Raw genomic sequence first — 22,647 nt, forward strand, 5'->3', positions numbered from 1 at the left:
CGTAATTCTTTACTCATTCTTTGGGGTATTTGGCTTTCCCGTTACCGTGACGCCGCGTCGCCCTCAAGGGCGTGGCCGAGCAGCCGGCCGATCGCGTCGAGCGGCTCGGGCTCGGTCATCCGGTGGTGTTCGCAGGCGATGTCGTGGACCTCGACGCGGCCCTCCACATGCGGCTGCCACAGGCGTGCCGAGGCCACCCGGGCGGTGTCGCCCAGGGCCGCCCGGAACAGCAGCACGTCGCCGCGGAAGCGGCCCGGCTCGTACTCCTGACGCAGCCCGTAGTTGGTGCGGTACACCTCGACGAACGCGGCGAGTTGCCGCTCGTCGAGCGCCTCGATGCCGTTGTCCCGCAGCAGCCGGGCGACCGCCCCCGGGGTCATGTCGTCATGCCCCAGCTCGCCGTCGAGGGAGCCGAAGTAGTCCAGCGCGCTCGCCAGGATCTGCGCGTCGCCCGGCACCCCCGGCTCGGCGCCGCCGGTGTACGGGTAGGAGTCCAGCAGGGCCAGCACCCCGACCTCGGCGCCCTGGTCCTGCAGCAGCGTGGCCATGGTGTGCGCCACGACTCCGCCGAACGACCAGCCCACCAGGTGGTAGGGGCCGTCCGGCTGGATCCGCCGCATCTGACGGACGTAGTCCGCGGCCATCTCCGCCACCGATGCGGGCTGGGCGTCCGGGACGGTGAGCCCCCGCGCCTGGAGTCCGTACAGCGGGAACTCGGGGCCGAGCGAGCGGAGCAGGCCCGCGTAGCACCAGCTGATGCCGCCCGCGGGATGCACGCAGAACACCGCCGGCCCGCTGCCGGAGCCGCGCAGCTCCAGGACGGGCTCCAGCGCCCCGGTCGACGAGGTGGCCAGCCCGATCCGTTCCGCGAGGCGCGCCGGAGTGGGCGCCTCGAACAGGACGCGGACCGATATCCGCTCCCCGGTCAGGCGCTGGATCCCCGCGACGAGGCGGGCGCCGAGCAGCGAATGCCCGCCCAGCTCGAAGAAGTTGTCGTCGATGCCCACGTCCGCGAGCCCGAGGACGTCGGCGAACAGCCCGCACAGGGACTGCTCCTGCGGGGTACGCGGCCGGCGGCCGGGGCCGCCGGCCAGGTCGGGGACGGGCAGCGCGGCCCGGTCCAGCTTGCGGTTGCGGTTGAGCGGCAGTTCGGGCAGCTCCACGAAGACCGACGGCACCATGTAGTCGGGCAGTTCACGGTGGAGCGCGTCGCGCAGCCCCGCCGTGTCGACCGGCTCCCCGGCCGCCGGGACGACATAGCCGACCACCAGCTTTCCGCGCGGCCCCTCGACCACCTGGACCGTGGTCTCGGCCACGGCGGGCAGGGCGCGCAGCCGCGCCTCGATCTCGCCCAGCTCCAGACGGAAGCCGCGCACCTTCACCTGGTGGTCCGCGCGCCGCACGAACTGCACCTGCCCGTCGGGCCGTTGCCGCACCAGGTCGCCCGTGCGGTACATCCGCTCGCCGGGCGCGCCGAACGGGCAGGCGACGAACCGCTGCGCGGTGAGCGCGGGGCGGTTGAGATAGCCGCGGGTCACCTGCGGTCCCGACAGGTGGAGTTCGCCGACGCCGCCCGGCGGGACCGGCATCAGGCCCTCGTCCAGCACATGCATCCGCAGACCGTCGAACGGCCCGCCGATGGGGATGTTCGCCGGTTCGGCCCCGGGGTGCGCGATGGGGTGGCAGCTGGTCAGGACGGTGTTCTCGGTCGGCCCGTAGACGTTGGCGAGCAGCGGCCCATCCGCGGGGAACAGCTCGTACCACGGTGCGAGCCGGGCCGTTTCGAGGATCTCCCCGCCGATGGCCACATGCCGCAGCGCCAGCCGTGCGGCCAGGTCGGGGGCCTCCTGGACGGCCGCCACCAGCTCGTGGAAGGCCGACGGCGTCTGGGTCAGCACCGTGACCTGCTCCGCCACCAGCAGGTCCAGGAGATCGCGGGCCGAGTGCGCGGTGTCGTACGGGACGAGGACGGCGCGCCCGCCGTGCAGCAGCGGCGCCAGCAGCTCCCACACGGAGAAGTCGAAGGCGTAGGAGTGGAAGACGCTCCACACCCCGGGTTCGTCGAACCGGTACCAGCGGTCGGCGGCCCGGAACAGGTGCAGCACACCGGAGTGCGCCACGACGACGCCCTTGGGGGTGCCCGTGGACCCGGAGGTGTAGATGACGTACGCGGCGTGCGCGCCGCTCAGCGGGGCGCGGCGCTCCGCGTCGGTCACGTCGGCGGCGGGGAACCCGACCAGTTCGTCCGCGGTGCCGGTCGTGTCGAGGACGATCCGGGGCGGCCCGTCGGGCAGCAGCGACGCGGTCTCCCGGACGGTGACCAGGCACACGGGCGCGGCGTCGCGGACGATCTCGGCGAGCCGCCGCGCGGGGTGCGCCGGGTCGAGCGGCACGTACACCGCCCCGGCCTTGAGCACGCCGAGGACACCGACCACCAGGTCCGTCGTGCGCGGCAGGGCGAGCGCCACGGTGCGTTCCGGCCCGGCGCCCTGCGCGATCAGCAGCCGGGCCAGCCGGTTGGCCCGCTCGTTCAGCTCCCGGTACGTGAGCCGGTCCGCCCCGCACACCACGGCGACGGCGTCCGGGTCCCGCCGCACGGCCCGCTCGAACGCCTGCGGGACGGTCGTCACGGCGCCGGGCGCGGCCGGGAGCTCGGCGCCCGTGCTCCACTCCTCGGCGCGTGCCGCCTCCTCGGCACAGAGCAGCGGGATCCGGGTCACCGGCAGGTCCGGGTCCGCGACGGCGTGCTCCAGCAGGGCCACGTAGCGGCGGGCGACGGCCTGCACCGTCTCCTCGTCGAACACGTCGGTGCTGTACTCGACGAATCCCTCGACGCCCGCGCACCCGCCGGCCTCGTCCTCCTGCGGGGTGAGGGTGAACGTCAGGTCCCAGCGGGCCGTGCCCGGGTCGACCGGCAGGAACTCGGCGCGCAGTCCCGGCAGGTCCAGGTCCTCGCGCGGGGCGTTCTGCAGCGCGAGACCCACCTGGAACAACGGCTGCCTGGCCAGCGACCGTTCGGGGTTGAGCACCTCGACGAGCCGCTCGAAGGGCACGTCCTGGTGGGCGTAGGCGTCCAGGTCGGTGGAGCGCACCCGGCCGAGCAGTTCGCGGAAGCCCGGATGGCCGGAGACGTCGGCACGCAGCACGAGCATGTTGACGAAGAAGCCGACCAGGTCGTCGGCGGCGGTGTCGGAGCGCCCGGCGACCGGACTGCCGATGGGAATGTCCTGGCCGGCGCCCAGCCGGGACAGCAGGGCGGCGAGCCCGGCGTGCAGGGCCATGAACAAGGTGGCCTGCTCCTCGCGGGCGAGGGCGGTGAGCCGGCGGTGCAGTTCGGGGCCGAGGGTGAAGGGAACGAGGCCGCCCGCCCCGCTGACCACGGCCGGCCGGCGCCGGTCCACGGGGAGTTCCAGCTCGGCCGGCAGGTCGGCCAGCTGCTCGGTCCAGTACCGGATCTGACGCGCCAGCGGGGCGTCGGCGTCGCTCTCGTCGCCGAGCACGTCCTGCTGCCACAGGGTGTAGTCGGCGTACTGGACGGGCAGCGGCGCCAGGGCGGGCTCCTGCCCTTGGGCCCGGGCCCGGTAGGCCGCGCCGATCTCCCGGGTCAGGACCCCCACCGACCAGCCGTCGCCGGCGATGTGGTGCAGCAGGACCAGCAGCACGTGTTCGTCGGGGCCGGTCCTGAACACCCGGGTGCGCAGCGGCGGTTCCGAGCCGATGTCGAAGCCGGTGGCGACCGCGTCGGCCAGGGCCGCCGTCAGCGCCTCCGGACCCGCGACGTCCTCGGCCGGCAGCGGCTCGGGCAGTTCGCCGGGGGCGAGCACCCGCTGGTAGGGCTCGCCGTCGTGCTCCGGGAACACGGTCCGCAGCACCTCCTGGCGCAGCATCACGTCCCGGACGGCGGCGCGCAGTGCCGGCACGTCGAGCGGGCCGGTCAACCGGAGCGCCATGGGGATGGTGTACGTCGCGCCGGGGCCCTGGAGCTGGTGGAGGAACCACAGGCGGCGCTGCGCGAAGGAGAGCGGCACCCGCTGCGGACGCTCCCTGGGCAGCAGGGGCTCCTGGGGGCGGCTCCCCTCGTCGAGGCGGCGGGCGAGCCGGGCCGGTGTGGGTGCCTCGAACAGTGTCCTGACGGGCAGTTCGACGCCGAGCAGCGCACGGATCCGGCTGACCAGCCGCATCGCGCCGAGCGAGTGACCGCCGAGCCGGAAGAAGTCGTCGTCGACGCTGACCCGGGGGACGCCCAGGACGCCGGCGAAGGCCTCGCAGAGCATCTCCTCCTGCGGTGTGCCGGGCCCGCGGCCGGTGCCGGCGCCGGTCTGCGGCACGGGCAGCGCCGCGCGGTCCAGCTTGCCGTTGGAGGTCAGCGGGAAGGCGTCGAGCGCGACGAGGCAGGCGGGCACCATGTACGGGGGCAGCGCCTCGGCGATCCAGTTCTTCCAGTCGTCCGGGCCGCTGCTCGCGCCCGCCTCGGGCAGCACATAGCCGACCAGCTGCTTGTCGCCGGGCCCGGTCTCGCGGGTGAGTACGGCGGCCCGCACGATGTCGGGGTGCGCCGCGAGCCGGGCCTCGATCTCGCCGGGCTCGATCCGGTAGCCGCGCAGCTTGACCTGGGCGTCGGCGCGCCCGACGAACTCCAGCTCGCCGTCGGGGCGGCGGCGCACCAGGTCGCCGGTGCGGTACATGCGCTCGCCGGGTGCGCCGAAGGGGCAGGCGAGGAACCGCTCGGCGGTCAGCTCGGGCCGGCCCGTGTAGCCGCGGGCCAGTCCCGCCCCCGCGATGTACAGCTCGCCGACGAAGCCGTCGGGCAGCGGCAGCAGTCCCGCGTCCAGCACATAGGCGCGGGTGTCCGTCAGCGGGCGGCCGATCGGCAGGCCCGCGTCCGCCGGCCCGGTCTCGGGCACCGCGTGGCAGGTCACGCCGAGCGTGGTCTCGGTCGGACCGTAGAGGTTGTTGATCCGGATGCCCGGGCTGTGTTCGAGGACCGCGCGGACCGCGGAGGCCGAGACGACGTCGCCGCCGGTCCACAGGTCGCGCACTCCGGCGAAACAGCCGGGTGCGGTGTCGGCGAGCACGCCGAACAGGCCGGCGGCCATCATCACGCAGCTGACGCCGTGCCGGGCGACGGCCTCGCGCACCGTGGTGTCGCGCAGCTCGCCGGCAGGCGCCACGACGATGGCGGCCCCGCTCAGCAGCGGCACCCACAGCTCGTACGTCGAGGCGTCGAAGGCGTAGGGCGAGTGCAGCAGGAAGCGCTCGCCGGGGCCCGCGCGCCAGCAACCGTCGAGAGCGAGGGCCAGGACGTCGCGGTGGGTGATGCCGATGCCCTTCGCCTCGCCGGTGGAGCCGGAGGTGTGCATGACGTACGCGAGCTGCTCGGGGTCCGTGGCCGGCGGCGGGACCGGATCGTCGGCCCCGTCGGCCGTGCGGGCCTCGTCGAGGACATCGCGCACATCGAGTACGTCGAGCGCCTCGACGCCGTCCGGCAGCCGGTCCCGCTCGCCGTCCCCGGCGTCGGAGAGCAGCACAGCGGCCCCGGTGCGGCGCAGCACGGCGGCGAACCGCTGCCCGGGGTCGTCCGGGTTGACCGGCACGTACACGCCGCCGGCCAGCAGGACGGCGAGCGTGGACACCACGAGTGCGGCGGAACGGCCCTGCCGCACGGCGACCGGGGTCTCCTGCCCCACGCCCGCGGCGCGCAGCCGGGCCGCGAGCCGCAGGGCGCTCGCGCGCAGTTCGCGGTAGGTCAGCGTGTGCTCGCCGTCGATGACGGCGGGGGCGTCCGGGGTCCGCTCGGCCTGGGCCAGGAAGCGGCCGTGCACGGTGCCGTCGGTGCGTCCGGGGTCGCCCGCGGTGTCGTTCGGCGTGACCAGGATCCGGTGCCGTTCGGCCGGGTCGAGCGGGTCGAGGCGTCCCGCGGCCTGGCCGATGCCGTCGGGCAGCGCGCCGAGGATGCGCAGGAACTCGTCGAGCAGCCGCTCGGCGTCGGCGGCCTCGAAGACGTCCGGCCGGTAGTCGAGCCGGAAGTGCAGCCGGTCGCCCGGCCCGACCGCGAGGCCCAGCGGGTAGTGAGTGGCGTCGGCGCTGCCCACTCCGGCGAGCCGCAGCCCGGGAGCCGGCTCCTCGCCGCCGGACGAGGGGAAGTTCTCGACGGCCACGATCGTGTCGAACAGGGCGCCGTGCCCGGCCAGTTCCTGGATCCGCCCGAGCCCCAGGAAATGGTGGTCCATCACATCGAGCTGTTCGTCGCGCAGCCGGTCGAGGACCCGTTCCAGGGGCTCGCCGGGGGCCAGCCGGACCCGGGTGGGCACGGTGTTCATGAACAGCCCGATCATGCTCTCCACGCCGGGCACGTCCGCGGGGCGGCCGGCCACCGTGGTGCCGAACACGACGTCGCTGCTCCCGGTGAGCCGGCGCAGCAGCAGCGCCCACGCCGTCTGCACCAGGTTGCTGAGGGTCAGTCCGCGGCGCCGGGCGAAGGCGGTGAGGACCGTGGTGCGCTCCTCGGGCAGTTCCCGCACCAGCCGTTCGGCGCGCACGGCGACCGCGACCGGGCCGGCCGGGGCGACCAGGCTCGGCCCGGACAGCCCGGCGAGGTGACGCCGCCATGCTTCCTGCGCCGCGTCCATGTCCTGAAGCGCGAGCCAGTCGAGGAAGGCGCGGGGGTCCGTGCTCGGCGGCAGGGCGGAGTCGGTGCCGCCCGCGGCGTAGTGCGCGAACAGCTCCCGCAGCATCAGCGGCATCGACCAGCCGTCGAGCAGGATGTGGTGGTGGGTCAGCAGCAGGCGGTGGCGCTGCTCCGTGAGCCGGACCAGCGTGGCCCGCAGCGCGGGCGGCGCCGCGAGGTCGAAGCGGCGGTCCCGGTCCTCGGCCGTCAGCCGGTCGAGCCGGACGGCCCGCTCCGCCTCGTCCAGGCCGGCCAGGTCGGCGCGGGCCAGCCGGAAGCGGTCGGTCCCGCCGTCGAACTGCACCGGCTGCCCGCCCGGCGCCGTCCGGAACCCGGCGCGCAGCGCGGGCTGCCGGGCGAGCAGCGAGCGGAACGCCGTCTCCATGACCTCCGCGTCGAGGGGCCCGTCCAGGTCGAGGCGGAGCTGGACCGCGTACAGGTCGGGGGCGGCCGCGTCGTCGTACAGCGTGTGGAACAGCAGCCCTTCCTGGAGCGGGGTGAGCGGGCGCTCGTCGCCGTCCGGGGGCGTGCCGTCGCGCTGCGGACCGCCGCCGTCGGCGTCCGCGCCGGTGCCGGTGCCGTCGCGTCCGTCGCGTCCGTCGCGCCCGGCCGGGCCGTCGCCGGGTGCGTCGGGACCGGGGTCCGAGGGCTGTCCGCCGCGGTCCTCCAGGAGTTCGGTCACGGCCGCCACCCAGTGCCGGGCCAGCGCGCCGACCTCCTCGGCGGTCAGCAGCTCGCCGGCCCACAGGAACCCGGCGGCGAACTCGGTGCCCCGCGCCCCCTCCTGGAAATAGCCGGTGATGTCGAGCAGGTGGGGGAGCGCCATGCCCTGGTCGAGGCCGCCCGCCGGCGCCGCCGAGCCGACGGGGCGCCAGGGCCCGGGGGCCGAAGCGGCGGGCCGCCCCAGATAGTTGAAGCCGATCTGCGGCCGGGCGAGAGCGGCCAGCATGGGGCCGGTCTGGCCGTTGAGCCGGCGCAGGACGCCGTAGCCGAGACCCGTGCCCGGCACGGCGGCCACCTGCTCCCGCACGGCGGCGAGCGCCTGCGCCGCGGACCGGCCGGCGCCGTGCACGCCGGGGTCGAGCCGGACCGGGTGCACGCTGGTGAACCAGCCGACCGTGCGGGCCACGTCGCCGCCCGCGGGGCCGCCGTCGCGTCCGTGGCCCTCGACGTCGACCAGCAGGCCGCCGTCGGCCGGCAGCCCGCGCTCGCGCCGCCAGTCGCCCACGGCCAGCGCGAGGGCGGTGAGCAGGATCTCCTCGCCGGCCCGCGACGGCTGGGCGAGCAGCGCCGCGCTCGGGCCCGCGGGCAGGGTGACGGTGAGGTGCCCGGCGGTGGCCGCCGCGGCGGGCGGTACCGGCGCGGCCTCGGTCAGCGACGCGTCCGGCTTCTCCAACTGGGCGACCCAGTACGGCAGTTCGGCCAGGTATTCGGGGGCGTTCGCCTGTTCTGCCAGCCACTGGGACCACTGCCGGAAGCCGGCGGTGGTCTCCTCGTCGCGGGGCAGTTCACGGCCGGACCGCAGGGCCGCCCAGCCGGCCGCCAGGTCGGCGGTGATCGTGCCCCACGACACGGCGTCGACCGCCAGGTGGTGCACCACGAGCAGCAGCCGGCCGGGAGTGAGGACGGCCTGCACCAGCCGCCCGGCCCCGGGGTCGAGCCGCCGCACCGCCTCGGCGGCGTCCGTGTCGCCGGCCGTGGTGCGCAGGCAGTCGGTGGCGTCGACGGCACCGCGCGGCAGCGTCTGAAGGGTCCAGACGAGGCCCTGCGCCAGACGGCCAAGCCTGAGCCGCAGCGCGTCGTGCCGGTCGAGCAGCCACTGCAGCAGGGTGCGTACGTCCTTCTCGTCCGCGTCGTCCGGCACCTGAAGGGTCATCGCCTGGTGGAAGCCGTCGATGTCGCCGCCCTGCTCGCGCAGCCAGTGCGCCATCGGCGTGAGCGGCACGGGCCCGCTGTCGGCGGGCGGGGCCGCGGGCGCCTCCCGCGGCTGCGGTTCGGGGGTGCGCCGGCTGTCGGCCAGTTCGGCGAGCCGGGCCACCGTCTTGTGCTGGAAGACGTCACGCGCGGACAGGTCGAGGCCCGCCTTGCGGGCGCGGCTGACGAGCTGGATCGACAGGATGCTGTCGCCGCCGATGTCGAAGAAACTGTCCTCGGCGCCGACGTCCGGCAGTCCGAGCAGATCGGCGAAGAGCTTGCCGACGGCCTTCTCGGTGGCCGTGGCGGCGCCCCGGCCACCGGCGTGCGCGCCGAGGTCGGGGCGCGGCAGGGCGCCGCGGTCGAGCTTGCCGTTCGGCGTGAGCGGGAAGCCGTCGAGCTCCACGAACGCCGCCGGCACCATGAACTCCGGGAGCTGTCCGGCCAGATGGTGGCGCAGCGCCCGGGCCTCGACCCCGTGCTTGCCGCGCGGCAGTACATAGGCCACGAGCCGGCGCTCGCCGGGCTGCACCTCGGTGAGCACCACGGCGGCCCGCGCCACGTCGGGGTGGCCCGCCAGGGCCAGCTCGATCTCGCCCGGTTCGACGCGGAAGCCGCGCACCTTGATCTGCTCGTCGGCGCGGCCGACGAACTCCAGGACGCCGTCGGGGCGGCGGCGCACGACGTCACCGGTGCGGTACATGCGCTCGCCGGGTGCGCCGAAGGGGCAGGCGACGAACCGCTCGGCGGTCAGTCCCGGGCGGCCCACATAGCCGCGGGCCAGCCCGGCGCCGGCGATGTACAGCTCGCCGGCGCCGCCCACCGGCAGGGGTGCGAGCCGGTCGTCGAGGACGTAGGCGCGGGTGTTGTCGAGCGGCCGGCCGATGGGCACCGCGGAACCGATGCGCTCGGGTGCCCGGATCCCGAACCAGGTGACGCCGAGGGTGGTCTCGGTCGGGCCGTACAGGCACTTCACGACGGTGTCGGGGCAGGCGTCGAGCACCCGCTGCACGGCGGTGGGCGGGACGACGTCGCCGCCGGTCCAGATCTCCCGCATGCCCGCGAAGCAGTCGGGCGCCTCGTCGGCCACGACGCCGAACAGGCCCGAGGTCAACAGCGCGCCGGTGACCCGGTGTTCGGTGAAGAGCCGGCGCAAGCGCGCCACGTCGGGCTCGGCGGACGGTGCCACGACCACGGCGCCGCCGGTGAGCAGCGGGGTCCACAGCTCGTACGTCGAGATGTCGAAGGCGTACGGGGACTGCATCAGCACGCGGGAACCGGGCCCGGAGTCCCAGCAGCCGTCGAGCGCCAGGTGGACCACGTCGCGGTGGGTGATGCCGCTGCCCTTGGGGACGCCCGTGGAGCCCGACGTGTACATCACGTACGCGAGCTGTTCGGGGTCGCCCGTGAGCCCGGGGTCGGTGTCGGGCCACCGCTCGGCGCGGGTCTCCTCGGCGTCGACCACCACGACGTGCGCCGAGTGCTCGAACTCCCGCTCCCGCATGGCCCGGTCGACGAGGAGGACCTGCGCGCCGCTCTCCCGCATCACCTGCCGCATGCGGGCGGCCGGGTAGCCGGAGTGCAGCGGGACATAGGCGCCACCGGCCTTGAGGACGGCCAGCAGGGACACCACCAGGTCGGCGGTGCGGTCCTGGAGCACGCCGACGCAGGACTCGGGTCCGATGCCGAGGGCGCGCAGCCGGTGGGCCATGCGGTTGGCCCGCGCGTCGAGCTCGCGGTAGCTCAGCTCGACGTCGTCGGTGACCACCGCGGGGGCGTCGGGCGTGCGGGCGGCCTGCTCGGCGAACAGCCGGTGCACGGCCGTGCCGGCCTGCGGAAGGGGACGCTCGGTGGCGTTGAACTCGACGACGCAGCGCTGCCATTCCCGCTCGGTGAGGATCTCCTGCCGGGTGACGCGGCGCTCCGGGTCGGCGACCACCGCCTCCAGCACGCGCACCAGGCGGGCCCCGGCCTCCTCGACGGTGGAGCGGTCGAACAGGTCGGTGCTGTAGTCGACCACGGCCTCCAGACCGTCGGGCCGGCCGTCGGCGGTGAACCGCTCCCGGAAGTGGAAGGACAGGTCGAAGCGGGCGACGGTGCCGCGCACCGGTTCGACGGCGACCCGCAGGTCGGGCAGGGACAGCTGGGCACGCTCCATGTTCTGCAGCTGGACCGCGACCTGGAAGAGCGGCTGGCGGGCCATGGTCCGCTCGGGGTTGAGGGCGTCGACGAGCCGCTCGAACGGCAGGTCCTGGTGCGCGTACGCGGCCAGGTCCGTGGCACGCACCCGGGCCAGCAGCTCCCGGAAGCCCGGGTCGCCGGAGGCGTCGGTGCGCAGCACCAGTGTGTTGACGAAGAAGCCGACCAGGTCGTTGAGGCCGTCGTCGGTTCGGCCGGCGATGGGGCTGCCGAGCGGGATGTCGGTGCCCGCGCCCAGTTGGACGAGGGTGGCGACCAGGGCCGTCTGCAGCACCATGAACAAGGTGGCCTGGTTCTCCTGGGCGAGCCGCAGCAGCTCCTGGTGCAGCACCGGGTCGACGGTGAAGAAGCACTCGTCGCCGCGGTAGCTGGCGACCGGCGGGCGGGGCCGGTCGGTGGGCAGGGGCAGTTCGGCGGGGGCGCCGCGCAGCGTCTCCGTCCAGTACCTCAGCTGGGCCGCCGCGAGGCTGTCGGGGTCGTCCTCGGCGCCGAGCACGTCCTGCTGCCACAGCGTGTAGTCGGCGTACTGCACCGGCAGCGGCTGCCACTGCGGGGCGTGCCCCCGCACCCGGCTGGTGTACGCGGACGTCAGGTCGTCGATGAGCGGCCGCATGGACCAGCCGTCGCCCGCCGTGTGGTGGATGAGCAGCAGCAGGACGCGCTCGCGCTCGTCGACCTCGAACAGGGTGCAGCGCAGCGGCAGATCGGCCGCCAGGTCGAAGCAGTACTCGCGGGCGCGGGCCAGCCGGCCGGGGAGTTCGTGGCGGCCGCAGGAGGCCGTCTCCCAGTGCGGCTCGGCCCGGTCCGGGTCGACGATGTCCTGGTACGCCTTGCCGTCCACGGCGACCAGACGGGTGCGCAGCGCCTCGTGGCGGGTGATCACGTCCCGTACGGCGGCGCGCAGCACGGCGGTGTCGACCCGTCCCTCCAGGCGGAGGGCGAGGGCGATGTTGTACGCCGGGTTCGGACCCTGGAGCCGGTCGAGGAACCACAGACGGCGCTGTGCGAACGACAGCGGGATCCGCTCGGGCCTGGCCGTCGCGGTCAGCGGCGGCCGGTGGCCGCTCGCGGCGCCGAGCCGGCGGGCCATGCCGGCCACCGTCGGCGCCTCGAAGATGCTGCGCACGCTCAGCTCCTGGCCGAGTTCCGCGCGGATGCGGCTGGTCAGCCGGGTGGCGAGCAGGGAGTGTCCGCCGAGGTCGAAGAAGTTGTCGTCGATGCTGACGGCGGGCAGGCCCAGCACCTCCGCGCACAGGGCGCAGAGGATCTCCTCGTGCGGGGTGCGCGGTGCGCGGCCCTGGGCGCGGACCGCGAAGTCCGGTGCGGGCAGCGCGGCGCGGTCCAGCTTGCCGCTGCCGGTGCGGGGCAGTTCGGGCAGGACGACGAGGGCCGCGGGCAGCATGTGCTCGGGCAGCCGGTCGCGCAGCTCGCCCTTGAGCGCGGCGACGAGCGCGTCCGCGTCCTGGGGCGGGCGGGCGGGGTCGTTGGCGTGCGGGCGGCCGGTGGTGCGCCGCCCCGGCCCGGGCGTGTACAGGCCGTCGAGGACCGGTGCCGGGTCGTCGTCCGCGAGGTGCTCGCGCGGTACGAGGACGATGTCGAGGCTGCCGTCCTCGGCCTCGGCGTTCCAGGTGAGGAAGGCGCGCAGGCCGTGCCGGCCGGCGATCGAGTGGAAGTCGTCGGGGGCCGGCAGGGCCGGGTCGACGGCCCCGAACAGCCTCCGCACGGTGTCGAGGGGCTCCCGGGCGTGCAGGGCGCGGGTGGCGGCGGCCTCGTCGGCGACCCGCCGGTTGGGCACACCGGTCAGGCGGACGGCCTCGCCCCGCCGCGCCGCCTCGGCCGCCAGCGGCTCCACGGCGTCCGGCCCCTGCCAGGGCACGCGGCGCACGTCCGCGAGGGACGGCACGCCGCCGCCCGTCCGCTTGTGGACGACCACGTCGTAGCGGTAGCGGCTCATCTCGTTGTGGTGCGCGCCCCGTTTGATCCGTACGTCGACGCCGCCGACCTCGTCGATCAGGCCGGTCAGGCCCGCGAAGTAGTCGGGGTCGACGAGGAGTTCCTTCTCCAGGGCGGTCCTGCGGTCGATGGCCCGGCGCAGGGCCGCCGCGTCGTTGGAGTCGGCGCTGCGGGTGAGCTCGACGGCGGTGCGCAGGGTGCGCAGCAGCCGCAGGTTGCGGATGTCGCCGAGGAAGAGGCGGCCTCCGGGGGCCAGCGCGTCGACGGACTTGCGGATGACCTCGGTGAGGTAGTCGAGGTTCGGGAAGTACTGCACGACGGAGTTGACGACGATGGTGTCGAAGACGCCGGTGGGCAGGCCGTCGTAGTCGTCGGCCGCGCGCGCCGACAGGCGGACCCGGGAGCTCAGTTCGGGCCGGACGGCGATCTGCTCGCGCAACGCGTCGATCACCGCGGGAGACAGGTCGGTGCCCCAGTACTCGTCGCTGCGCGCGGCGAGGGTGGCCAGCAGCAGACCGGTGCCGACACCGATCTCCAGCATGCGGCGGGGCCGTAGCGAGAGGATGCTGTCGAGGGTGGCGGCACGCCACTCCTCCATCTGTTCCAGGGCGATCGGCGTCCCGTCGTAACTGCTGTTCCAGCCGCCGAAGTTCTCGCCGAAGACGGCCTGTGAGGCGTCGGCGTACTGGGCGTCGAAGATCTCCTGCCACTCGCCCACGCGGCGCCCGGCGTCGTCCCGCACCTCGGCGCCGGACGGGTCGGCGGTCGTCACATAGGCGACGAGCCGGTCGACGCCGGTGTGGTCGGGCCGGGTCACCACGGCGGCCTGGTCGACGGAGTCGTGCTCCTTGAGGATCGCCTCGATCTCGCCGGGTTCGATGCGGAAGCCGCGGACCTTGACCTGGTCGTCGGCGCGGCCGGCGTACACCAGTTGTCCGTCGGCGTCCCAGCGGGCGAGGTCGCCGGTGCGGTACATGCGCTCCCCGGGCCCGCCGAACGGGCAGGCGACGAAGCGGCTCGCGGTCAGGCCGGGGCGGCGCAGATAGCCGCGGGCCAGTCCGGTGCCGGCGATGTACAGCTCGCCGGCCACTCCGGCGGGCACGGGCCGCAGGGCGTCGTCGAGGACATAGGCCCGTGCGTGGACCACGGGGCTGCCGATCGGCGGGGTGCCGGCGCCGGAGAGCGGCTGGCTGGTGGTGGCGCAGATGGTGGCCTCGGTGGGGCCGTACGCGTTGATCATGCGGCGGCCGGCCGACCAGCGGGCGACGAGGTCCGGGGAGCATGCCTCGCCGCCGACCAGCAGGGTGCGGAACGTCTCCAGGCGGGCGGGCTGGACGGTGGCGAGCACCGTGGGCGGGATCAGCGCCAGCGACACCGCACGCTCGGCGAGCACGCCGGCCAGGCCGTCGCCGGCGAGCACGGCGCCCTCGGGCGGCACCACGAGGGCCGCGCCGTTGGGCAGCGCCATGAGCAGTTCCATCACGGAGGCGTCGAAGCTGGGGGAGGCGGCCTGGAGCACCCGGTCGGCCCCGGTGATGCCGAAGCGGTCCGCCATGGTCGCGATCAGGCCGGGCAGACCGGCGTGGGTCACGACGACGCCCTTGGGGCGGCCGGTGGAGCCGGAGGTGTAGATGACGTAGGCGGGGTGCTCGGGGTGCAGCGGCCGGCGGCGGTCGGCGTCGGTGGGATCGGTGTCCCGGGCCGCTGTGCCCGCCGCGTCCGGGCCGTCGACGAGGAGCACCTCGGCGGTGTCGGCCGGGAGCCGGGCCGCGAGGTCCTCGGTGGTGAGGACGAGGGACGGCCCGGCGTCCTCGATCATGTAGCCGAGCCGGTCGGCCGGGTAGTCCGGGTCGAGCGGCAGGTAGGCGGCGCCGGCCTTGACCACGGCGAGCGCGCCGACGACCAGGTGCACCGAGCGGGGCAGCGCGAGCCCGACCACGTCCTCCGGGCCGACACCGCGGCCGATGAGGGTGTGGGCCAGGCGGTTGGCGCGGGTGTTGAGCTCGCGGTAGTCCAGTTCCTCGGTGTTCCCCACGACGGCGAGCGCGCCGGGCGTCTCGGCGGCCCGCGCCTCGAACAGCGCGGGCAGGGTCGTGGGCGGCGGGGTGGTGCCGGTGTCGTTCCAGGCGGTGAGGATCCGGTCGCGCTCGTCGGGTTCGAGGATGTCGACGGAGCCGACGGGCCGGTCCGGGTCGGCGGCGACGGCCTCCAGCAGCCGGATCAGCCAGCCCATCATCCGCTCGACCGTGCCGCGGTCGAACAGATCGGTGTCGAACTCGGCGACGCCGCGCAGCCCGTCGGGGCCCCCGTTCGCGTCGCGGTGCTCGGACAGGATCACGGAGAGGTCGAAGCGGGATATGCCCGGGTTGACGGGCCGGGGCGTGGCGTCGAGGCCGGCGAAGTCCAGTTCCGGCAGCGCCATGTTCTGGAGTGCGACGACGACCTGGAAGAGGGGCTGGCGGGCGGCGGAGCGCTCGGGGTTGAGGACTTCCACCAGCCGTTCGAAGGGCAGGTCCTGGTGCGCGTACGCCTCCAGGTCCATCGCCCGTACCCGTCCGGCCAGCTCACGGAAGCTCGGGTCGCCCGACACGTCCGTGCGCAGTACCAGCGTGTTGACGAAGAATCCGACGAGGTCGTCCAGGGCCGCGTCCCCGCGTCCGGCGATCGGGCTGCCCAGGGGTATGTCGGTGCCGGCGCCGAGCCGGGACAGGAGTGCCGCCATGCCGGCCTGGAGGACCATGAACAGGGTCACTCCGCAGTCGGCGGCCAGCGCGGCCAGCCGTTCGTGCACTGCCGCGTCCCAGGTCACGTCGACGGCGTCGCCGCGATACCCCGCCACCGCGGGGCGCGGCCGGTCCACCGGCAGTCTCAACTCCGCCGGCGCCCCCGCGAGCCGGTCCCGCCAGTACCCCAGCTGCCGTGCGGCAAGGGAGTCCTCGTCAGCTTCGTCTCCCAGCAACTCCTGCTGCCACAGGGCGTAGTCGGCGTACTGCACGGGCAGTGGCTGCCAGCCGGGGGCTTCGCCGGTGGTGCGTGCCGCGTATGCCACCGAGAGGTCGCGCAGCAGGGGGCGCAGGGACCAGCCGTCGCCGGCGATGTGGTGGACGAGCAGCAACAGCACCCACTCGTCCGTGCCGACCTCGAACAGGGAGGCTCGCAGGGGTGGTTCGACGGACAGGTCGAAGCCGTGGCGGGCTGCTTCCACCAGTCGCTCGTCCACGTCGCCTTCGGCGGGCACGACTTCCCAGGGGACGGTCAGTTCGTCGGCGTCGAGGATGCGCTGGTAGGGCTCGCCTTCGGCTTCGCCGAAGACGGTGCGCAGTGCCTCGTGCCGGATGACGACGTCACGGACCGCCGACTCCAGCGCGGTGAGGTCGAGTCGGCCGTGGAGCCGGACGCCCAGGGGGATGTTGTAGGTGGCTCCGGGGCCTTCGAGGCGGTGCAGGAACCACAGGCGGCGTTGCGCGAACGACAGGGGAATTCGTTCGCCGCGTTCGCGGGCCACCACCGGGGCGCGGCTCTGGCCGCCGTGTTCCAGCCAGCCTGCGAGGCCGGCGACGGTGGGGGACTGGAAGACGGCGCGGATCGGCAGTTCCACGCCTAGGACGGAGCGCACTCGGCCGACCAGCCGCATCGCCAGCAGCGAGTGACCGCCGAGGTCGAAGAAGCTGTCGTCGATGCCGACGTCGGTGACGTCGAGGACGTCGGTGAAGACCTGGCAGAGGAGTTCCTCGCGCATCGAGCGGGGCCCGCGCCGGGTGCCGGAGCCGCCGAACACCGGGTCGGGCAGTCCTGCCCGGTCCAGTTTGCCGTTCGGGGTCAGGGGCAGGGCTTCGAGCCAGGTGAACGCCGCCGGGACCATGTGGCCCGGCAACACCTGCGCACAGTGCGCCCGCACTTCGTCGACGCCGACCCGCTCCGCCACCGGCACCACATACGCCACCAGGCGGCGTTCGCCCTGCCCGTCGGTGCGTACGTCGACGACGGCCCGCCGCACGGCGGGGTGACGCTCCAGCACGGCCTGGATCTCGCCCAGTTCGATGCGGAAACCACGGACCTTCACCTGGTCGTCGGCGCGGCCGGCGTACACCAGTTGTCCGTCGGCGTCCCAGCGGGCGAGGTCGCCGGTGCGGTACATGCGCTCCCCGGGCCCGCCGAACGGGCAGGCGACGAAGCGGTTCGCGGTCAGGCCGGGGCGGCCCACATACCCACGGGCCAGTCCCTCACCCGCCACGTACAGCTCGCCCTCGACACCCCACGGCACCGGACGCAGCGCCTCGTCGAGCACATAGGCCCGGGTGTTGCGGACGGGCCTGCCGATGGTGGGGGCGCCGCTCTCGCGGTCGGAATGCCAGGCCGTGGAGTAGACGGACGCCTCGGTGAGGCCGTACAGGTTGAGCACCCGGGCGCCCGGCAGGGCCGCGGTGATGCGGGCGCAGGCGTCGGCCGTGAGCGCCTCGCCCGCCACGGCGACGCTGTCCATGGTGAAGCGGGTACCGGCCTGAAGGAGCGAGGTCACCGCGGAGGGCACGGACACGGTCAGGGTGGCGCTGTCCGAGCGGTCGGCCAGGCTGAGCAGGTCCTGCACGATCTCGATGGAACCGCCGAGGCACAGCGGGACGAGGATCTCGAAGACGGACGAGTCGAAGTTCAGCGAGGTCGCCGCGATCGTCCTGCGGAAGGTGTCCACGCCCACGTCGGTGCGGGCCCAGGCGACGAGATTGACGATCCCCGAGTGGGGCAGCACGGCGCCCTTGGGGCGGCCGGTGGAGCCGGAGGTGAACAGCACGTAGGCCGGGTGCTCGGGGCGCGGGGGCCCAGGACGCCGGGCCGCTCGTGCCCCTGCGCCGGCTTCGGCGTCCGCGCCCGGGTCGGCCTCGCGGTCGATGACGAGGAGCCCGGCCCCGTCGGCCGGGAGCCGGCCGGCGAGTTCCTCCGTGGTGAGGATCAGCGACGGCTGCGCGTCCTCGATCATGTAGCCGAGCCGGTCGGCCGGGTAGTCCGGGTCGAGCGGCAGGTAGGCGGCGCCGGCCTTGAGGACCGCGAGCACGGCGGTCACCAGGTGCACCGAGCGGGGCAGCGCGAGCCCGACCACGTCCTCCGGGCCGACGCCCGCGGCCGTGATCCGGGCGGCCAGTTCGTCCGCCCGGCGGTGGAGTTCGCGGTAGGTCAGTTCGTGCCCGTCGCCGTCCCGTACGGCCGGTGCGTCCGGAGCCGCCTCGGCCTGCCGGTCCAGGAGTTCGGTGACGGTGACGTCCTCGTCGGCGTGGTGCGTGTCGTTCCAGGCGGTGAGGATCCGGTCGCGCTCGTCGGGTTCGAGGATGTCGACGCAGCCGACGGGCCGGTCCGGGTCGGCGGCGACGGCCTCCAGCAGCCGGATCAGCCAGCCCGTCATCCGCTCGACCGTGGCGCGGTCGAACAGATCCGTGTCGAACTCGAGGATGCCGTCCAGGCCGCCGGGGGCTCCGGCGGCGGTGCGGCGCTGGGTGAGGTTCAGCGTGAGGTCGAACTTGGCGATCTTGGTGTTGACCGGTTCGAGCGTGGCGTCGAGCCCGGGGAAGTCGAGGCGCGCCTCGCCCGCGTTGTTCAGCGCCACCATGACCTGGAAGAGGGGCTGGCGGGCGGCGGAGCGCTCGGGGTTGAGGACTTCCACCAGCCGTTCGAAGGGCAGGTCCTGGTGCGCGTACGCCTCCAGGTCCCCTGTCCGCACCCGTCCGGCCAGCTCACGGAAGCTCGGGTCGCCCGACACGTCCGTGCGCAGCACCAGCGTGTTGACGAAGAACCCGACGAGGTCGTCCAGCGCCGCGTCCCCACGCCCGGCGATCGGGCTGCCCAGGGGTACGTCGGTGCCGGCGCCGAGCCGGGACAGGAGTGCCGCCATGCCGGCCTGGAGGACCATGAACAGGGTCACTCCGCAGTCGGCGGCCAGCGCGGCCAGCCGCTCGTGCACTGCCGCGTCCCAGGTCACGTCGACGGCGTCGCCGCGATACCCCGCCACCGCGGGCCGCGGCCGGTCCACCGGCAGCCTCAACTCCGCCGGAGCCCCCGCGAGCCGGTCCCGCCAGTACCCCAGCTGCCGTGCGCCCAGCGACTCTTCATCGCTCTCGTCCCCCAGGAGTTCTCGCTGCCACAGGGCGTAGTCGGCGTACTGCACGGGCAGTGGCTGCCAGCCGGGGGCTTCACCGGTGGCGCGTGCCGCGTATGCCACCGAGAGATCGCGCAGCAGGGGGCGCAGGGACCAGCCGTCGCCGGCGATGTGGTGGACGAGCAGCAACAGCACCCACTCGTCGGCGCCGACCTCGAACAGGGAGGCCCGCAGGGGTGGTTCGACGGACAGGTCGAAGCCGTGGCGGGCTGCTTCCACCAGTCGCTCGTCCACGTCGCCTTCGGTGGCGGGCACGACTTCCCAGGGGACGGTCAGTTCGTCGGCGTCGAGGATGCGCTGGTAGGGCTCGCCTTCGGCTTCGCCGAAGACGGTGCGCAGTGCTTCGTGCCGGATGACGACGTCGCGGACCGCCGACTCCAGGGCGGTGATGTCGAGTCGGCCGTGGAGCCGGACGCCCAGGGGGATGTTGTAGGTGGCTCCGGGGCCTTCGAGGCGGTGCAGGAACCACAGACGGCGTTGCGCGAACGACAGCGGCACCCGCTCGCCGCGCTCTCGCGCCACCACCCCGGCCCGGCTGCGGTCGCCCCGTTCCAGCCAGCCTGCGAGGCCGGCGACGGTGGGGGACTGGAAGACGGCGCGGATCGGCAGTTCCACGCCCAGGACGGAGCGCACCCGGCCGACCAGCCGCATCGCCAGCAGCGAGTCGCCGCCGAGGTCGAAGAAGCTGTCGTCGATGCCGACGTCGGTGACGTCGAGGACGTCGGTGAAGACCTGGCAGAGGAGTTCCTCGCGCATCGAGCGGGGCCCGCGCCGGGTGCCGGAGCCGCCGAACACCGGGTCGGGCAGTCCTGCCCGGTCCAGTTTGCCGTTCGGGGTCAGGGGCAGGGCTTCGAGCCAGGTGAACGCCGCCGGGACCATGTGGCCCGGCAACACCTGCGCACAGTGCGCCCGCACTTCGTCGACGCCGACCCGCTCCGCCACCGGCACCACATACGCCACCAGGCGACGACCAGCGGCGGGGTCCTCATGGACCGTCACCACCGCCTGGGACACCGCGGGATGCGAGGTCAGAGCGGCCTCGATCTCGCCCAGTTCGATGCGGAAACCACGGACCTTCACCTGGTCGTCGGCGCGGCCCAGGTACTCCACGGACCCGTCGGCGTGCATCCGCCCGCGGTCGCCGGTGCGGTACATGCGCTCGCCCGGCGCGCCGAACGGACACGCCACGAACCGCTCCGCGGTCAGGCCGGGACGGCCCGCGTAGCCCCGGGCCAGCCCTTCGCCCGCCACGTACAGCTCGCCCTCCACGCCCCACGGCAGCGGGCACAGGGCGTCGTCGAGCACGTACACCCGGACGTCGGCCAGCGCACGGCCGATCGGGCTGCGCCCGCCGCCCGCCGTGTCGCCGGTCAGCTCCAGGCAGGTGGTGTGCACGGTGGTCTCGGTGATGCCGTACATGTTGATCAGGCGCGGCGAGTCCGGCCCGTGCAGGGCGTACCAGTCGGCCAGCCGCTCGGGCTCCAGCGCCTCGCCGCCGAAGACGACGTGCCGCAGCGCCAGCTTGCCGCGCAGGCCGGGCTGTTCCCGCTGCGCGTGGATCAGCTGGTAGAACGCGGACGGGGTCTGGCTGAGGTGGGTGACGCCCTCCTCGGCGAGCAGGGCGAGGAACTCCGACGGCGCCCGGCTCACCTCGTGGCTGACGACGACGAGGCGTCCGCCGTGCAGCAGGGCGCCCCACATCTCCCAGACGGAGAAGTCGAAGGAGACCGAGTGGAACAGCGTCCACACCTGCTCGGCGTCGAAGCCGAACTGTGCGCGGGTCGCGTCGAAGAGCCGGACCACGTTGTGGTGGGTCACCACCACGCCCTTGGGGCGGCCGGTGGAGCCGGAGGTGTACATCACGTAGGCGGGGGACTCCGGCCGCGGCCCCGCAGCCGGGGGCCCCGCGGGCTGGGCGGTCAGGGCCGCCGGGGTGTCCGGGTCGTCCAGGACGACGAGTGCGGCGCCGGTACCCCGGACGACCGCGGCCGACGCGATGTCGGTGACGACGACCCGGGCCTGGGCGTCCCCCGCCATGTAGGCGAGGCGCTCGGCCGGGTAGGCGGGGTCGAGGGGCAGATAGGCGGCGCCGGTCTTGAGCACCGCGAGCAGGGCGGTGACCAGTGCGGCGCCGCGGGGGAGGGCGACGCCCACGACGTGGCCGGCGCGGACGCCGCGGTCGGTCAGCAGCCGGGCCAGTCGGTCGGAGGCCTCGTCGAGGGTCCGGTAGTCGAGCGTGGTGCCCGTGGCGGGCTCGGTGAGCGCGGGGGCGTGCGGGGTGCGCGCGGCCCGGCGGGCGAAGAGCGCGGGCAGGGTCGCGGTGCGGTCCGGCGCGGCGAGGGCCGGGCGGGGTGCGGTCAGGGCCGCGTGCTCCTCGGCGGAGAGCAGGTCGAGCCCGCCGACCAGGGCCGTGGGCTCCGCGGTGACCAGCTGGGTCAGCAGGGCCAGGAAGCGGCGCCGGTGCCCGGCGAGGTCGTCGGCGCTGTACACCGCCGGGTTGGCCTCGATGTAGAGCTGGAGGCCGCCGACATCGGGGTGCTCGTAGGCGGTGATCTTCAGGTCGTCGATGATGCCGGTGGAGATGGTGCGGCGGGCGGACCTGGCGTCGGCGAACCGCGGCTCCTCGGCAAACGGGATGATGTTCACCGTGGGGCCCAGCATCACCGGGCCGCCCTCGGACTGCTTCAGTTCGCGGCGCAGTTCCTCGTAGCGGTAGCGCTGGTGGCGCAGGGTCGCCGAGGTCTCCCGGGACACCGCCGCCACCAGGGACTCGAGCGTCATGTCGGGGCGGACGGCGACCCGCAGCGGCAGGGCGCTGGTCAGCATCGAGGGCGTGCCGCGGCCCACCTCGGTGGTGCGGCCGGTGACGGGGATGTTCAACAGGACGTCCTGACGGCCCGTCATACGGTGCAGGTAGGCGGCGAACGCGGCCAGCACGACCCGGTACCAGCTGACACCGGCCCGTTCGGCGAACGACTTGAGCCGGTCCAGTTCGGCCCCGGGCAGGATGTCGTCCTGGCGCAGGAAGGTCCAGGACGCGGTGGCCATCCGTCCGCCCAGGGCGAGCGGCTCGGGCCACTGGGCCAGGCGGCCGGTCCAGAACCCCCGGTCCTCGTCGTGCTGCGGGGAGGCGAGGTAGGCGCGGTCCTCGTCGAGCACGGCCGACAGCGGGGCGAAGGTGCAGGGGGCGGCGTCCCGGCCCGCCGCCAGGGCCGTGTAGATCTCGCCGATGCGGCGGCCGATGAGCCACACGCCGTACCCGTCCACGACGATGTGGTGGTAGCGGTGGTACCAGAAGTACCGTCCCGGCGCGGCCTTGAAGAGGGCCTGGGTGAACAGCGGGCCCTCGGTCAGCGGCACCGGCGTCGCCATGTCCGCCCGCATCCACTCCTCGGCGGCCGCCCGCGGATCGGGCTCGTCGCTGACGTCGATCGTGGCGAGCACCGGCCCGGTGAGCTCGGCGAGGAGCTCCTGCACGGGCTCGTCCGGCCGCTCGTGGAAGCGGACGCGCACGGCCTCGGTCTCGTTCAGGGCGCGGCGCAGCGCCGTCTCGAACAGCCGCTCGTCCACGTCGCCGTAGATCTCCAGGTACCCGCCGATGTTGAACACCGGGCTGCGCGGCTCCAGTTGCTGCGCCACCCAGATGCCGAGCTGGGCCGACGAGAGCGGGCGGAACGCGGAGTCGGAGACGGGCGCCGAACCGGGAACGGACATCGAGGACTCCCCCTGGGAACGCTTGAGCACGGTGATGAGCTGGCTGGTGGGGCGG

General features: G+C 74.4%; 1 protein-coding gene. It reads right to left on the reverse strand.

Translation table 11 applies throughout. From position 1 onward, the window contains the following. Positions 1 to 41 precede the first annotated feature (41 nt). On the reverse strand, positions 42 to 22,592 hold the full coding sequence (locus tag ACFZDA_RS26980; protein WP_391086308.1) for a non-ribosomal peptide synthase/polyketide synthase: 22,551 nt from the start codon (positions 22,590 to 22,592) through the stop codon (positions 42 to 44). Positions 22,593 to 22,647 lie beyond the last annotated feature (55 nt).

Origin of the sequence: Streptomyces sp. NPDC007991, from assembly GCF_042958445.1 — a bacterium.
GTDB lineage: Bacteria > Actinomycetota > Actinomycetes > Streptomycetales > Streptomycetaceae > Streptomyces.

Coding starts and splice junctions, on each gene's coding strand:
- ACFZDA_RS26980 (WP_391086308.1), bottom strand. CDS start 22,592: ATGTCCGTTCCCGGTTCGGCGCCCGTCTCCGACTCCGCGTTCCGCCCG.